Annotated in this window: 15 protein-coding genes and 1 tRNA gene; 9 read left to right on the top strand and 7 right to left on the bottom strand. The window is 55.2% G+C overall.

Annotated elements, in window-relative coordinates; translation table 11 throughout:
• Window positions 1-69: 69 nt before the first annotated feature.
• Entirely contained in the window at window positions 70-1,224 is a 1,155-nt protein-coding gene (locus BUA49_RS10420; protein WP_072797095.1) for a ShlB/FhaC/HecB family hemolysin secretion/activation protein, read from the bottom strand.
• Window positions 1,225-1,540: 316 nt separating this feature from the next.
• Here BUA49_RS10420 and galU point away from each other — a divergent pair, with 316 nt between their 5' ends.
• On the top strand, window positions 1,541-2,380 hold the full coding sequence (gene galU / locus BUA49_RS10415; protein WP_072797094.1) for a UTP--glucose-1-phosphate uridylyltransferase GalU: 840 nt from the start codon (window positions 1,541-1,543) through the stop codon (window positions 2,378-2,380).
• 26 nt (window positions 2,381-2,406) lie between these two features.
• Here galU and BUA49_RS10410 read toward each other — a convergent pair whose 3' ends face one another.
• Entirely contained in the window at window positions 2,407-2,823 is a 417-nt protein-coding gene (locus BUA49_RS10410) for a helix-turn-helix domain-containing protein (protein WP_072797092.1), read from the bottom strand.
• Window positions 2,824-2,939: 116 nt separating this feature from the next.
• On the opposite strand from BUA49_RS10410, the gene BUA49_RS10405 reads away from it, so the two are divergent.
• On the top strand, window positions 2,940-3,818 hold the full coding sequence (locus BUA49_RS10405) for a RibD family protein (protein ID WP_072797090.1): 879 nt from the start codon (window positions 2,940-2,942) through the stop codon (window positions 3,816-3,818).
• Here BUA49_RS10405 and BUA49_RS10400 read toward each other — a convergent pair.
• Genes BUA49_RS10400 through BUA49_RS10385 form a run of 4 tightly spaced genes read right to left on the bottom strand, consistent with a single transcriptional unit; the run spans window position 3,793 to window position 8,110 of the window.
• The gene (locus BUA49_RS10400) at window positions 3,793-4,746 is read right to left on the bottom strand and encodes a lysylphosphatidylglycerol synthase transmembrane domain-containing protein (protein WP_072797088.1); all 954 of its coding nucleotides are present in this window, start codon (window positions 4,744-4,746) and stop codon (window positions 3,793-3,795) included. The genes BUA49_RS10405 and BUA49_RS10400 overlap by 26 nt on opposite strands.
• Window positions 4,743-6,707 carry a glycosyltransferase gene (locus BUA49_RS10395; RefSeq protein ID WP_072797086.1) on the bottom strand — a complete coding sequence of 655 codons (1,965 nt, stop codon included), beginning with the start codon at window positions 6,705-6,707 and terminating at the stop codon, window positions 4,743-4,745. The genes BUA49_RS10400 and BUA49_RS10395 overlap by 4 nt, the downstream gene beginning before the upstream one ends.
• On the bottom strand, window positions 6,694-7,092 hold the full coding sequence (locus BUA49_RS10390; RefSeq protein WP_072797084.1) for a 6-pyruvoyl trahydropterin synthase family protein: 399 nt from the start codon (window positions 7,090-7,092) through the stop codon (window positions 6,694-6,696). The genes BUA49_RS10395 and BUA49_RS10390 overlap by 14 nt, the downstream gene beginning before the upstream one ends.
• Before the next feature lie 10 nt (window positions 7,093-7,102).
• On the bottom strand, window positions 7,103-8,110 hold the full coding sequence (locus BUA49_RS10385; RefSeq protein WP_072797082.1) for a zinc-dependent alcohol dehydrogenase: 1,008 nt from the start codon (window positions 8,108-8,110) through the stop codon (window positions 7,103-7,105).
• A gap of 153 nt (window positions 8,111-8,263) precedes the next feature.
• Here BUA49_RS10385 and BUA49_RS10380 point away from each other — a divergent pair, with 153 nt between their 5' ends.
• The 7 genes from BUA49_RS10380 to BUA49_RS10350 all read left to right on the top strand — a co-directional run bounded on the left by BUA49_RS10380 (window position 8,264) and on the right by BUA49_RS10350 (window position 13,735).
• Window positions 8,264-9,043, top strand: coding sequence for a CDP-alcohol phosphatidyltransferase family protein (locus BUA49_RS10380; protein WP_084063532.1), 780 nt, complete (start codon window positions 8,264-8,266; stop codon window positions 9,041-9,043).
• Window positions 9,030-9,647 (top strand): YceI family protein, encoded by a 618-nt coding sequence (locus BUA49_RS10375; protein WP_072797080.1) that lies wholly within the window; start codon window positions 9,030-9,032, stop codon window positions 9,645-9,647. Before BUA49_RS10380 ends, BUA49_RS10375 begins: the two co-directional genes overlap by 14 nt.
• A gap of 23 nt (window positions 9,648-9,670) precedes the next feature.
• Window positions 9,671-10,744, top strand: a complete 1,074-nt coding sequence (locus tag BUA49_RS10370; RefSeq protein ID WP_072797078.1) for a hypothetical protein — start codon at window positions 9,671-9,673, stop codon at window positions 10,742-10,744.
• Window positions 10,745-10,780: 36 nt separating this feature from the next.
• Window positions 10,781-11,869, top strand: coding sequence for a hypothetical protein (locus tag BUA49_RS10365; protein WP_072797076.1), 1,089 nt, complete (start codon window positions 10,781-10,783; stop codon window positions 11,867-11,869).
• A gap of 119 nt (window positions 11,870-11,988) precedes the next feature.
• Window positions 11,989-12,939 (top strand): DMT family transporter, encoded by a 951-nt coding sequence (locus BUA49_RS10360; RefSeq protein ID WP_072797074.1) that lies wholly within the window; start codon window positions 11,989-11,991, stop codon window positions 12,937-12,939.
• Between the two features lie 54 nt (window positions 12,940-12,993).
• Window positions 12,994-13,070, top strand: a tRNA-Val gene (locus BUA49_RS10355).
• Between the two features lie 197 nt (window positions 13,071-13,267).
• Window positions 13,268-13,735, top strand: a complete 468-nt coding sequence (locus BUA49_RS10350) for a c-type cytochrome (protein ID WP_072797072.1) — start codon at window positions 13,268-13,270, stop codon at window positions 13,733-13,735.
• 31 nt (window positions 13,736-13,766) lie between these two features.
• Here BUA49_RS10350 and BUA49_RS10345 read toward each other — a convergent pair whose 3' ends face one another.
• Window positions 13,767-14,450 carry a cytochrome b/b6 domain-containing protein gene (locus BUA49_RS10345; RefSeq protein ID WP_072797070.1) on the bottom strand — a complete coding sequence of 228 codons (684 nt, stop codon included), beginning with the start codon at window positions 14,448-14,450 and terminating at the stop codon, window positions 13,767-13,769.
• Window positions 14,451-14,515: the final 65 nt, after the last annotated feature.

The following is a 14,515-nucleotide window of genomic DNA, read 5'->3' as shown; positions in this document are numbered from 1 at the left end:
TGGCAGGCCTCAAGTGACATCTTAGTAACAAGGAGACTGAAAAGACACAGAAAGACAGGAAGGCCGTGTTCAGATACCGACTGAAATTGAGAACGAGAGATCAGGGCTGGTGGGCATCAGGAGCGCCGCGTTGGAAGCATTGAGCATCTGACCAATGCTCATGTCAGCCCGAAAATCTCTGGCATAGAGCTGAAGGGAGATTTCGCCGGTGCTGGTGCTGCCAAAACGGTCGGACTGAGCCGCTGAATAGGGTGCCCAGCCCTGCAGCAGGGAAAACGTAATGAAGGAATTGAGTTCGGATGCAAAAGGCCAGTGATAACCCGGGCTGCGCGCATTCATGCGAAGCCAGCCACCTTCGGCCACCCGCACCGACTGGCCGTTAAACCCCCGCATCATGCCTGGGCCCGCAATACCAAGGTACTCTGAGGGCGGCAAATCTTCCGGAGCAAACTGATAGCGGCCGTTAAGCCCAACGTTCCAATTCAGCATTTCCCTGCTGAGAGACGCCGCCACAGCCAGCCTGTGAAAGCCCGCAGCATCGCTGCTATGGCCCGATGCGCTGAAGGTTTCTTCGGCATCGAGCCCACCAACGGCAATCAGAGAGGTGGATGCGTAAAGCCCACCGAAAAGCTCACGAGAGGCCGAACCCTCAAGCCCAAAGCTCGAGAGACGATGAGTCGCATCTTCTACCCATTCGGTATCTTCAAATGCGCTGCTGCTGCCACTGACATGGGAAAACACACTGTTGACTTCAACACCCTGCCAGGACCAGAGAGACCGGTTGCCCGTTACCTTAAAATTACGGCTTTCTGCCCGGGCTTCGTAACGCTGCCCCGAACCGCTCACGGCGCCAGAATAATCCCGGTTTTCGAGATCTATCCGGAAATCACTGCCCGCCAGCGGGAACGAGTACCTCAGCGCAAGCGATGTGGATTCGGCGCTACCCTCCCGGGCAACGGAGTCGCTGAAATCGAGACCTAACACGTGTTGGGACCAGATCAGGTTATTGCTGGTCAGGTTAAGGCGACCATCTGCTTTGTCGCTGGTCTGGCTGGAGTCACCGGAAAACTCTAAATGGGAGGCGACGTAACGGGTAACCGACTGAAGAAGATCTGAAGGATACAGATCCCACAAAGGAGACTCGGAGGTGGATTTGTCGGTGTTAGCTGAAATCTGGCCGGCAAACATGCCAAAAACAACGGCAGCCAGCAGTGTACGTCCCACGGAAAAGCCTCATCGGAGTGTAAAACGGGAATTACGGAACTTTAAAAACACCAGCCACACCTTAAAAAAACACAGAGCCAAAATCCAGTCGCCGTTTCCAAAAATTACAAATTTAAAAACCTTAAAACAGTAGGTTATAGCGACATTTGTATGTACTGCATGAGACTTGGCGGGTATCTCACGCGAGTAGCATAGGCTAAACGGACGATTACAAAGCGTAATGAATCCTTTGTGCCCTCTCCCCTCAGGCGGATAACTTGATAAACTTGCCTCAAATTACGGAAACGCTACGAATCCCGACAAAAGGATGAATCAAATGATCAAAAAGTGCCTCTTCCCCGTTGCCGGTTACGGCACCCGCTTCCTGCCAGCCACGAAAGCGATGCCGAAGGAAATTTTGCCCATCGTTAACAAGCCGCTGGTGCAATACGGCGTTGAAGAGGCATCCGAAGCCGGCATTCATGAGTTTGGCTTTGTGACCGGGCGCGGCAAGCGGGCGATTGAAGATCATTTTGACATCAGTTATGAGCTCGAACACCAGATTGCGGGATCAGGCAAAGAAGGTCTGCTGAACTCCATCCGCGACCTGATCGACCATAATACCTTTGCATTTACCCGCCAGGTTGAAATGAAAGGGCTCGGCCATGCCATTCTGAGCGGCCGAAATCTGATAGGCGACAACCCGTTTGCTGTGGTACTCGCCGATGACTTTTGCGTTGGTCCGGGTGAAGGCGAAGACGGCGTGCTGGCGCAGATGGTCAAACTGTATAACCAGTTCCGCTGCTCCATTGTTGCCATTGAAGAAGTTCCGGCGGATGAAACACACAAGTACGGCGTGATTGCCGGTGAGTCCATGAAAGACGGCCTGTACCGCATTACCGACATGGTTGAAAAACCTGCACCGGAAGATGCACCGAGCAACCTGGCGATCATTGGCCGTTATATTCTCACACCGGATATTTTCGACATTCTGGAGCGTACGCCGGCGGGTAAAAACGGTGAGATCCAGATTACCGATGCGCTGCTGGAACAGGCAAAGAGTGGATGCGTACTGGCGTACCAGTTCAAGGGCCGGCGCTTTGACTGCGGCAGCATTGACGGCTTTGTAGAAGCGACCAACTACGTGTACGAGAACATTTACAAGAAGCAGAAATAACGGGTAAACGCGCGGAGCCGGGCTGCTCAGGCGCCCAGAATCTGCAGAATCATGCTCCGGTTCTCCGCCGTTGTCTTGCGGAACCGGCGCAGCAGCTCGACCTCTTCCTCGGACAGCTGAACCCGGTTTATCTCCTGCTCCAGCTCTTTCAATGCTATTGAGAGGTCGTCGCTTTTGCTGAAGGCCAGCCCCGGCAATTCAAGTTGCCCATTGTCGCCTTGCCCGGTCAGATCCAGCAGATCTTCGAGAGGTGTCTCGGTTTTAATGCAGAAATCCAGCAACGCCGATACATCCGGATAAGTGCGCTGCCTAGCATCCGATGCCTCCCAGCTTATAACCTGCGCCTCTTCCACACCGCAGATCTCGGCGACATCCTGACAGGATAAGCGCCCTGCCTCGCGCATCTGCCGCAACCGGCGGTTGAATGTCTGCAGGTAACGCATGGTATTCGCCTCTGCAAAATTGCCCGGAAAAGAGAGTCAATCGGGAAATGTAACGTACATATAGCTTTATGCACAATCTGTCTATACTGGTTTGAACGCAATCACACAGGAACCTTATGACTTCTCACACTCTGGATACTGAAGCCGCCTGGGACCTGATTTTGCAGGCAGAGGACCGAGCGGGGGTAACCCTTGCGTTACCCGGTTCTGACGAACCTGCGCTTGAGGTGAGCGGCAACGGTGAGTGGCACCTGCTGCAACCCGCCAAAGAAGAGGCTTTAGCCTTACTTGAGATGTTTTTACCCTTATGCCAGCCGCGGGCTGCCGGGGCAGCGCAGCACGTTATCGGCCAGTTAGGACAAAGTCTGGATGGCCGTATAGCGACCGCTACCGGGCACTCGCGCTTTATTAACGGCGAGGACGGGATTGTTCACCTGCATCGTATCAGAGCCCTTTCAGATGCGGTTGTTGTTGGCGCCGGCACGGCGGCAACCGACAACCCCCGCCTGACGGTGCGCTGTGCCCGTGGATCAAACCCGGTAAGAGTGATTATAGACCGCAACCGCAGGGTGCCGGACAGCCACCATTTGTTTACAGATGGAGAAGCGCCGACACTGCGGCTTGTCGCTGGCGATTATACGCCCGGGAATGCTCACTACGATGGCCAGAACACTGTGACAGAAATTCCCTGCCTGGGCAGCGGATCAGAGCCGGCTGATCCAGAGCTGATTCTTAAGGTTCTGGCAGACTTTGATCTGAGAAAAATCTTTATAGAAGGCGGGGGCCTGACCGTTTCAAAATTTCTTCAGGCGGGCTTGCTGGACCGACTTCATGTAATGGTTGCGCCAATGATTATCGGCAGCGGCCGGCCGGCGTTTTCTCTGCCGGAAATTGACTTTCTGGATGACGCACTCAGGCCCGCTTCCCGGTTTGTGAACCTGGGGAGTGACATGCTGTTTGACCTGGATTTCAGCGTTGCCTTACCGGCGAACTGAACAGGAAAAGGGCGCCCGGCAAGCTGGAGACCAATATCAGGGCGCCATACGCGACACTCAGAGCCACACCCTGCTCCGCAGGCAAGCCCACCATTGGCCATAAAATAACCGCTGCGCCTTCGCGGACGCCCCAACCAGAAACGGTGACAGGTATCACCATACTGAGCAGGAGAAGGCTGCATAGAGCTGCAACCACGCCTGCCGAAGGAAGATCAGCCAGATAACCTGCGCCGTTTGCCAACACAAGAAATACGGCCAGATAGCTTGCCACCACCAGCAGAGATGTCAGCACCTGCAACGGGAAGGCCGGCCATGACAGCAAGGCCCGGGTGAGATCTCCGCGCAACGTGCCAACATAAACGGATATCCGTTTATTCTTCCTCGCGAGGAACCACGTCAGTAAAATCACAGCAGACACACCTGCAAGCAGCCAGTGAAGATGGCTCAAAGAACCAGCGCCGGTAGGGCTAGCCCCCACAACCCTGCCCGTGATAACCAGCCACGCCAGGCCGGTTACAACCACCGCCGCCAACACTACCTGCCCGGACAAACGCTCGATAGCAACACCGTGGGCTGCGGCCAGCCGGTTGTTGGTATCAGCACCATGGCGAAGCGCCCGGTTCACATCACCCAAAACGCCGCCTGGCAAAACCTGGTTGGTAAAGGTTGCCAGATAATATTCCCGCACTGCCTGCATGTAGGGTATCGGGAGGCCCAGAAGGTTGGCGGTATAACGCCACCGCCAGGCCGACAAAAACACCTGGCCAATCCCTAGAACCAGCCCCGCGACCATCGCAGCCGGTGGGATACTGGCAACTTCGCGAAGCAGTGTTTTACCATCCACAAAAAACAATACCGCACCGATGATCAGAGCTGTCACCAGCCATTTCAATGCGATGCGACTACCCGTGTTGCCAAGAAAATTCATGCTGACCGTTTGGGTGTATTTTCTGCAGAGTGACTCGGCGGCAGCCCGAGGACGTCCTGATGACTCACGGTGATTTCCAGTTTGCTCGCAGCCAGCTGTTGCTTTCGGGCGACAAACCAGGCGTTCAGCCGATCAGCCGACCCCGGGCTTCGTTGTATGGCCGCGCTTACCCAGCCTGCCATCAGCATCGTAGCCAGCCCTGAGTCCCTGCTGTTGAGTTGCCAGGGCGTATCGGCAACCTGCACCTCATAGCCCCCGCTCATCAGTTTGTCCGCAAGCACAGCAGCGGCATCCGGCCCAAGCGCCGCACCTGTTCCTTTGTCACCATGCTGATGCTGGTTTACCAGCTCCCTTAGCAGAGAGTCGTCTTCATGGGCCGGTGAAAGCTCAAAGCGACCGGTATAGCTCAGTACGACCAGGATGGCCGCCTGCTTTGAAACCACTTCGGCCAACAGCGCTGCCAGCCAGGGTTCAGAGACCAGATCAATAAGCGCCGAGGCTGTCACAACACCCGTGCCATGAGGGAGAAAACCTTGGAAATCCTCCGGCATTAAACGGCGCTGAAGAGTCTCAAAAGGCACATCCAGCTGGCTTGCGCGCCGGGAAGCCTCAGCCAGCAAGCCCTCATCCTGATCAACCAACACCCAGCTCTGTGGCAAGGATAACGCCGGGGCAAGATAGGCGGCGTTTGAGCCCCGACCAGTGCCTATATCAACGACTCTGACTGGGCCGGGGCCGTTTCGTTTTAAGGTCTCCCCGGCCCACTGTTCCAACCGCTGCGTAAGTTCCACGGAGCGCGCACGATGATCTGCGGCCTCACGGGCCTGCAGCCACTCCTCAGGAAAATAAGTGTCGCGATGGCATTGGTCAAAATAGCCAAGCCCCTTCAGAAACAGGCTTGCCGTGTCCGCCCAGGTTCTTATGCTGTGAGACTGGTGCGCGGCCTGTTTGCGAGCCTGCTCCAGGACTTCTGGATCACCAAGCCAGGCACGCAGCCTCTCTCGCAGAGCCTCTGTATTCCCCGCTTCGTATAAGGCTACTCCGGGCCGGTCTCCGGTATTCTTCAGGGCGCCCCCGTCCGAACAAATGACGGGTAACCTTGCCGCTAAAGCTTCGTCAATGACCATGCCGTAGCCTTCATACAGGGATGGCAATACAAACAGGTCCGCTTTCCTGTAGAGGCTCGCCAACTGCTGCTCATCAACTTCCCCTACCAGATCAATCCGCTCGCTGAGGCCCGCGCCATGAATCTGCTGCCGGACGCCATCAGCGTAGAGCAGATCCCGCTCGCAGGAGCCGGCCAGAGTGCACTGCCAAGGCAAATCACCCAGGCCGGCAAGAGCCTCTACCAGATGGTGCTGGGCTTTGCGCGGCGACAGGTGCGCAACGCAGAGAATTTTCGGAGCATGTGGCATCCGGGGTCTATCGCCCTGTCCAGAGGGCTCGGTGTCGCTTGGCAACGCATCAACCACCGGGCTTTCAGCTCCGGGCTCAGCGGTTCGAATGCGCCCGGCGGTAACGCAATAATCGGCCAGCCGTGACGCCGTGAAAGGACTTGTTGTGAAAACGTCACGAACTATTTCCAACGCCCGTTTCTCACGTTCAAAAAACCAATCCTGCTCGCTCTGGCTTAACCCGGTTTCGTCTGCCAGTGGGTGATGAATAAGGGCCGCCAGACGCAAACGCTGAGCATGTTTTTCGAGCACGTCGGGCATTGCACTCATCGCGAGCCCGTCCAGTATTACCCGGGAATCATCGGCAAGTTGTGACAACAGGCTCTCCATGGAGCCTGTCGCAACAGCATCTGGCCTGGGAAACCTGCCGGGCAACCCCGTCACCTGAGCGCTGGTTCCTGCCTGGTTCAGCGCTGCAACCAGTTTCCGTACATAGCGATAGCCGCCTGTGTTCTGATCCGGATCCCCTGGCACTATGAAGTGCAGCGCCGTGTCAGACTTCGGCATGGTAACTGGCCCAGGCAATGTGCGACTCAGCCAGAGTGACCTTCAACGCATGCACGGCTTTTGCCGTTTCGCCCAGTCGCCCTGCGTGAATGGCGGCAACCATCCGGTCAAACACTTTCTTTGCCATGAACTCGGTGGTGGTGTTTCGGCCACGGAAGTCTTCAATATTATCGAGATTCTTCATGTTGAATTCGCTCAACACTTGCTTGAGCACCTCAGACGCCAGGCCGATATCAATAATCAAATCATCGCTATCAAGTTCGTGGCGCTCGAATGTCATATCAACCACGTAGGTGGCACCGTGGGTTTTTTGCGCCGGGCCGAAAATCTCACCATTAAAACTGTGCGCGATCATCATGTGATCCCGAACTGTCAGACTGAACATAAGAGGCTCCTCAGTATTTTATGCGGTGGCAAAGCGTATCACTGCCGTTCGAAAGAATCCGGCTCATGGTTTCCGGCATCTGCTCGAAAGGCGTTTCTCCGGTAATCAGCTGGTCCAGAACATCGTGTTGCAGCAACTCGAGCGCCAGCTCAAGGCGTTTACGGTATGTCCACCGGGGCTGGCGAGCCGGCGGGATCTGGCCGACCTGGCTGGATTGAAGCGTAAGCCTGCGGGAGTGAAATGCGCCCCCAAGTGAGACAGAAACAGGCTTGTCGCCGTACCAGCTCATTTCCAGCACGGTTGCATCCTGACCTGCCAGAGCAAGCGCGGCTGTCAGGCCGGATTCATGACCACTGGCGTGAATAACCAGATCGTGATCATCTGCCGAAGACTCCGATGCAAAGGTCAGCCCCAGAGCCTCTGCGACCGACGCACGGGCGGGATTGGTATCAATCGCCGTCACCCGTGTTCCCGGAATGCGGCTGGCAAGCCAACTGACAAGAAGGCCGACAACACCAAGACCTACCACAGCAATGCGATCACCCACAGCAGGCATGGCGTCCCAAAGACCATTGATCGCGGTTTCCATATTGGCTGCAAGAATGGCCCGTTCCGGCGGAACGCCAGCGGGAACAGGTGTTACCGCACTGGCCGGGACTGAATAACATGCCTGATGGGGGAAAAGACAAAACACCGTTTTACCGACAAGTTCGTCCGGCCCTTCAACCACACGCCCCACGTTGGCGTATCCGTATTTTACCGGCCATGGAAACGCCCCTTCCTGAAAAGGTGCCCGCATGCGATCAAATTCGCTTTCCGGGACCCGGCCGTTGAACACCAATGACTCCGTACCTCTGCTGACAGCAGACCATAGCGTTTGAACAACGACCCAGGGTTCGTTGTTATCCGGCTGGCCGGATGCCACCGGTGCTTCCAGAATACGACCTTCGCCAGGCCCGGTTACCCAAAAGGCCCGGGACACGGATTGCTTTGTTGAACAACTAAAACCGGAACTCATCCAGCACTCCCTGTGTCAATAATGTTAATCGAATAATCAGGTGCCTCTGAAACGGGCTCCCTGTCGTATGCAATAACCTGTTCCGGCAACTATAATTATGAACATTAGCCCGGCACTGACTTACGCCTGAAACCTATACGCTGGAGCTCCATTATGGATTCTGAAAGGCAGCCGAAACAGCCCTTGGTGGCGGCCACGACACCGACCAAAGTATCAGCTTGCAGAGTACCAGCTTGGGCCGATCTTCTCTGGGGCGCTGCGCTCACTGCATTGTGGATAGCTTTTGCAGACATCCTGTTTTCATCATCCTGGCCGATGTTTGTAATCGCAACCCTGATATATGGTGTTATCTGTGTTGCCGTGTTTACAAGCTGGCCTGCCGATAAAGATTTTGGTTGGGCAAATCGAGCTACTCTTTTTCGCAGCAGCCTTATTGTTGCGTTAGTGGCCGCGGCGCCGTTCATCTCCATGCACTCCACCGACTATGCGCTCTGGCTCTATGCCATTGGCGCTCTGCTTGCCCTGATTCTCGACGGCGTCGACGGCAAGCTTGCCCGGGTGACCAACTCAGGGAGTGAATTCGGCGCCCGTTTCGATATGGAAATGGATGCACTGCTGATTCTGGGGCTATGCCTGGCTGTTATGGTAAGCGGCAAAGCCGGTGCATGGGTTCTCGCACTGGGTATTATGCGCTACCTGTTTGTGGCCGCATCTTATGCGCTGAACTGGCTCAATGCCCCCCTGCCCGAAAGTTTCCGACGCAAAACCATCTGTGTGTGGCAGATCGTTACCCTGATGGTCGCCATCCTGCCGCCCGTTTCACCTTCCTTCGCCAGCCTGACGCTGGCAACCGCACTGTTGTTACTCGCCTGGTCGTTTTTGACCGACGTGTACTGGCTTTATCAAAGGAGATTTCATCATGAAACAGTCTAAACAGTTTTTTCTGACACCGGCTTTTCTTGCCTGTTTCTCTCTGGCATCTATTGTGAACGTAGCAAATGCGGCGCCCGCCAACTTTGAGGTGGACGATGAGCATTTCTCGATGGTCTTCGAAATCATGCACATCGGCTACGCCCCGGTAATGGGGATGTTCCGGACGGTTGAAGGCGAATTTGTTTACGACGAAGAAACCCGGGAACTGATCTCGGGCAAGCTCGTTTTCAAAAGCAAAAGCGTGTTCACCAATCACGAAAAGCGCGACGACCACCTTACTGGCAAAGATTTTCTTAACAGCGGCAAATATCCGGACATTACATTTACAGTAACCGGCTTTGAGACGACAGGGGAATCATCTGGAATAGTCACCGGGGACTTGAACATGCTCGGGCAAACAAAGCCTGTCGAACTGGACGTGACTCTGAACAAGGCTGCCGAATACCCTATTGGCCATGAAGAATACACGCTGGGTATTAGCGCTGAAACAACCCTCAAGCGCAGCGAATGGGGCATGACCTACGGGCTCGATCCGGCTCTGGTAGGGGATGAGGTAAATCTCCGTTTTGGCTTTGAAGCGGTAAAGGATTCCGGCTGGTTTTGAGTAATATTGAGAAGGAGAGATGAATGCTCGGAAAGGCGCTCGTAGTCGTTATAGTTGCAGCCTCCATTGTGGTCGGCACCGGATACCTGTTGTCTGAAAATAACCGCTTCGGTTTTAGTTGGGACACAAAAACTGCGGGGGGTGAAGACCAGCTTAAACCTGCCAGGCCGGGCTCCCCGCCAGGACCTTCTCAGGCGGCTGCGGGCTTTGAGAAATATCCACCTTCGGATAATCCCGTTGGGTTCATGCTCGCTAAAGTGGCGGACCAGTATGCCCAGTCCGTTCGTTATCCGCCCTGGTCGGTTCCTTTAACCGAGGCTCAGGCGAAAGGTTACCAGGGTAATCGCTACGAACCCGTGGCACTGCCTCTCGGAAACGGCGGCCAGTTCACCGTCACCCTCGATAAGTTCCGCTTTACGCGAGGTGAGGACATCCTTGTTGTCGCCTCATTGCAAGGCCCTCAAGTGATGGGTTATTCGCTTCAGGCGACCCTTGAGCACCCTGAATCCAGGGATTCGGTCGGGAGCACAACGCTGGAACAGGATGGCCAGACAGGCTACTACCAGGGCAGCCTGACAACCGACGAAGAACCGGGAGAATACCGGCTTATTGTGGAAGCAACCGTTGACGGAAAGCCTGTGAGACATGCCTCCAGCCTCACCATTGAGCCCTATCTCGGCGATTTTGAAGGCCTGGAAAACACCTACCTCAGCAACAACAATCTGGTGATTCCCGTCAGCTTTTCGCCACAGGCTTCCGGTTTCTATGCACTGTCTGCCCAGCTCTATAATGGCCAGCAACCTGTCGCTCAGCTTCAGGCCGAGAAACGGCTCGACCGTACCTCTGGCACCATCTCACTGAAAGCTCACGGCACTGTGCTTGCCAACAAATCGTTCGACGGACAGTTCCAGCTGCGTAACTTGCAGATACGGCAACTGCCGGCTCAGCCCGGTGACCGCACCCATTATGCCTTCGGCCCGGATGACGGTTACAGCTTTGAGCCGCCGGATCTTGATGATCTTAATGACACTCCGGCGGTAAATCCCGAATCAGAACAGCGTGCAGCTCTGCTGAAACAGCTGGCTGACAAGTTCTGAGGTACCACAACAACAATCAAGCAAAACGGAGCAATCATGACAACAAAAAAGACCCGATATGCCTGTAAAATTGCGCTGGCCACCGTGCTGACCAGCAGTATGATGGCCGGAACCGCCCAGGCGCAGCTAGCCGGGCACAATGTGATTCTGGTTCACGGCTTTCAGATGGAGGACCTTGATACGCCCCCCGCTAACCTGCAGGCGATCAGAGACGCCGGCGAGGATTACTGGCAGACATTCTGGCTATCCCGCTCAGAAGCCCGCGTTGACTGGCCAAGCGATGGCAGGATTGAAGGCAGCATTGCGCAAAGGGCGTATGAGCAGATCCGCGAAATCAGTCAGCAAGGACTGTGCAATGACTTCTGCATAGTTGTCTCGCACTCAACTGGCGATCTTGTTACCCGCTATCTGTTGGAAAATCAGGCGCGCTGGTTGCAGAACGAGGGTTTACCTCCACTGAAAATCCTTGCATCCATAGACTACGCTGGCGCTGGTGGTGGCACAGACCTGGCTAACCTTGCGCTGAGCCTTGCGTACAACCCGACCTGGTATAACTGGCCTCTTCGTGCCGCCGTGCAGGCGTTCACAGGCATAGAGCCTGAGCCAGGGAAACTGGGCGTGGTAAATGACCTGCAAACCAATACAGCGAGAAATCTTGCCCTGAGCCCCAACTCTGTTCCAAGGCTCCGCTTCGTCGCGGGTGGTTCACCCTACGCGGGCATCACCAAGCCCTTCATCGCCGGTAAAGACGACGGCGTTGTACCTGCGCATTCATCCTGTGGCGCAACCTCTGCTCAGGGTATCGATTCGTGCACCGGTAACCTCAGCCTTGCTGGCAAGGTAACCAGCCAGAATGGTCCTGCCGGCCTCTACTACAACCATTACCCGATATTGATGAACGAAGGTGTTACCCATGGCGGTGTTCTTGGATCGGAAACCGGAAACATCTCGGTGCCGGTAGTGAACAACACAACGCTGAACAGCCTGCAGGTAGACTTTGCCAGCAGGACTTACAGCAAGCGCCCCTGGTGGAAGCTCTGGGGTTCAAAAGACCGGTATATAGAAGTGCCTGGCTCAGACCAGACCGATATGTCTACACTGGTGTACTCTACACTTAACAATTAACAGCCATTGGCATCAGGGATTCCAGCGGGCTCACGGACGAGCCTTCTTTCCTTTTTACTTCGCAAACTATACATTGTTGGGCTACGCCACTTCCCTAACTCTGGTGACGCCCTTACACCATGTCCGACGCCCATAAATCCGACCTGCTTCTCGTCACCGTTACCCTGCTTGCAGCCATAAGCTGGATCTTCTCCAAAGAAGCTGTGCTGCTCATGCCGCCGTTATTGTTTATGGGGTTGCGGTTTCTGATTGCCGGCGGCCTTCTGGCTATGTTCGCCTGGCGACGGCTGGCCCGCTTGAGCGGGGATCAGCTCAAACGCGGCATGGGCGTTGGGTTGGTTTTTGGCGTTGCCATGAGCTTCTGGGTGATGGGCCTGTTTCATGGCACCAGCATGGGTGAAGGGGCCTTTATTACCAGCCTTGGCGTGGTTATTGTTCCTGTCATTGCCCGTCTGGCTTTCAAGGAATTGCAACCTGCAAGTACTTGGCTGGCCATTCCCGTTGCCGTAGCCGGGCTCGCCCTGCTCTCACTGCGCAATGGTTTTCAGCCCGAGCCTGGCCAGATGTTCTTTGTGGCGGCCGCAACTATTTTTGCGCTGTTTTTCACCCTGAACACCCGGGCTGCGAATCAGCGCACGGTGATCAACCGCCAGGGTAAAACAATCGAAAAGCACCGGGTTCCCGCCTTGCCTTTGACGGCCATCGCGCTGGTTACAGTCGGGCTGGTGACTCTGACTGAATCACTGTTTCTGGAACCCTGGCAGCCAACCTTCAGCCATCCTCCACCCCTGCTGATCTGGTGGGTTCTCGCCAGCGCGACGATAGGCACCGCCGGGCGCTTTCTTGTGCAAACCTATGCTCAAAGCCTGTCCACACACAGTCACGGCGCCGTTATTCTGGTGCTGGAACCTGTTTGGGTATCTCTGTTTGCGGCTGGATGGTTTGGTGAAATCATGACCACAACGCAGCTGGCCGGCTGTGCGTTGATCTTCGCGGCATTGATCGTTAACCGCTGGAGTGCCTTGAGCAAAGCGCTTAGAGCCTCGCTGAGAAAAAGAAAAACCGGATAAAAGAGGTTGACCAAAAACACGGGAGTCAGTATATTTCGCCCCGTTGCAGAACACAGGACCATAGCTCAGTTGGTTAGAGCGCTGCCTTGACATGGCAGAGGTCCCCAGTTCGAATCTGGGTGGTCCTACCAATTCTGCAAGGAAAGTCAGTTGCTTACGATCTCCGTAAGAACTGGCTTTTTTGCTTTCTGGTACCTTCCCTGACCAACCGCCATTCGCATCGCTGGCTTTACCCAAACTTTGCAGTGTAAACCCGCACCATTTGTGAAATCATCAGCTTGTCAGTATCGCTTTGATTTTTTTCATAGATGAAAGAGGAACAAGAACTATGCGTAAATCAGGATTTTTTGTGGCCTTGGCGCTGAGCGCTGCCGTAGCGACACCCGTTGTGGCTCAGATGGACGTGAAAGACCAGATTGAAACCCGCCAGAGCGCGTTTACGTTTGCCGGATGGAACATGGGCAAAATCAAGGCTCAGGCCATCGATGGTGATGTCGCCTACAATGAGCAACAGATACTGGCTGCAGCCAACGCCATTGCCGCCGTAGCTAACTCCGGCCTGGGCGCCCTCTTCGGGCCCGGTACAGCCATGGACAAGAACGACAACACCGACCTTAAGCCGGAGTTTTTCGACAAGCCGGACAAAGCCCGTGAAGTGGCTATCGGCTTTGCCCAAGCTTCTAACAAGCTTCAGGAAATCGCTGCAAACGGCGGTGATAAAGCCGCAATCGCAGCCCAGTTCAGCGAAGTAGGCAAGTCCTGCAAGGCCTGCCACGACGAGTTCCGCGCCGAGTAAGCTCTGCAAGCAAAACCTGCCCTTCTCCCTGTTACCACCCCAGATCGGGTGCTGGCGGCGGAGGGGGAGGCAGCAGCCCACCGTTCGCTACCCACACCGCAAACCCTGCTATCGCCAGCGCAATAATCAGAGCAACCAGGCCACCGCCTTGGCGGTCTTTATCCGGCTTTTCATTTACGATTTTGCGCCCGCTAATCATCGGGGTGATCAGGTTGTCCTTTTTTACCAGTGTGTAAAAGAACACGCTGGCAATGTGTAAACCAATCAAACCGTAGATAAACCATTCCGTCAGCTTGTGCCACGAAGTGATCGTGTCATTCCACCCAGACGATACCGCGCCGTAGAGCGGCCCGTTAAACGCAATAGTATCTGTTGCAAACAGTCCGGTAACCGCCTGAAAGCCCAGCAATCCGAGCATGGCCAGCACCGACAAAGCACCCAGAGGGTTGTGCCCCAAACCTTGCCATTCACCTTTGAGGTATGCTGATATGGCTGCCGGCCCGGGTATAAACTGCCAAAACCGCGCATACGTGGAGCCAACAAAGCCCCAGGCCAACCGAAAGCTGATCAGGCCGACAATGGTGAGACCAAAGCGTTCATGCCACAGCATCCAGGTGCCACCAAGCTTGACCGCTACTATTGAGCCAGTGACCGCGAGCACCAACAACCAGTGAAACAGCCGTGTGGGTAGGTCCCACAGGGAAATCGACTTCATTTGCAGTTCCTTATAAAACTGTTTCGCACACGCACAGATTACCCGAACGATACCGGTTTTGCTTT

It is taken from the genome of Marinobacter antarcticus (genome assembly GCF_900142385.1).
GTDB classification, from domain to species: Bacteria; Pseudomonadota; Gammaproteobacteria; order Pseudomonadales; family Oleiphilaceae; genus Marinobacter; species Marinobacter antarcticus.
This window is presented reverse-complemented; position numbering and strand designations above follow the sequence as displayed.

Coding starts and splice junctions, on each gene's coding strand:
- BUA49_RS10390 (WP_072797084.1), bottom strand. CDS start 7,092: ATGTTCAGTCTGACAGTTCGGGATCACATGATGATCGCGCACAGTTTT.
- galU (WP_072797094.1), top strand. CDS start 1,541: ATGATCAAAAAGTGCCTCTTCCCCGTTGCCGGTTACGGCACCCGCTTC.
- BUA49_RS10410 (WP_072797092.1), bottom strand. CDS start 2,823: ATGCGTTACCTGCAGACATTCAACCGCCGGTTGCGGCAGATGCGCGAG.
- BUA49_RS10345 (WP_072797070.1), bottom strand. CDS start 14,450: ATGAAGTCGATTTCCCTGTGGGACCTACCCACACGGCTGTTTCACTGG.
- BUA49_RS10365 (WP_072797076.1), top strand. CDS start 10,781: ATGACAACAAAAAAGACCCGATATGCCTGTAAAATTGCGCTGGCCACC.
- BUA49_RS10400 (WP_072797088.1), bottom strand. CDS start 4,746: ATGAATTTTCTTGGCAACACGGGTAGTCGCATCGCATTGAAATGGCTG.
- BUA49_RS10375 (WP_072797080.1), top strand. CDS start 9,030: ATGAAACAGTCTAAACAGTTTTTTCTGACACCGGCTTTTCTTGCCTGT.
- BUA49_RS10350 (WP_072797072.1), top strand. CDS start 13,268: ATGCGTAAATCAGGATTTTTTGTGGCCTTGGCGCTGAGCGCTGCCGTA.
- BUA49_RS10360 (WP_072797074.1), top strand. CDS start 11,989: ATGTCCGACGCCCATAAATCCGACCTGCTTCTCGTCACCGTTACCCTG.
- BUA49_RS10385 (WP_072797082.1), bottom strand. CDS start 8,110: ATGAGTTCCGGTTTTAGTTGTTCAACAAAGCAATCCGTGTCCCGGGCC.
- BUA49_RS10405 (WP_072797090.1), top strand. CDS start 2,940: ATGACTTCTCACACTCTGGATACTGAAGCCGCCTGGGACCTGATTTTG.
- BUA49_RS10370 (WP_072797078.1), top strand. CDS start 9,671: ATGCTCGGAAAGGCGCTCGTAGTCGTTATAGTTGCAGCCTCCATTGTG.
- BUA49_RS10395 (WP_072797086.1), bottom strand. CDS start 6,707: ATGCCGAAGTCTGACACGGCGCTGCACTTCATAGTGCCAGGGGATCCG.
- BUA49_RS10380 (WP_084063532.1), top strand. CDS start 8,264: ATGGATTCTGAAAGGCAGCCGAAACAGCCCTTGGTGGCGGCCACGACA.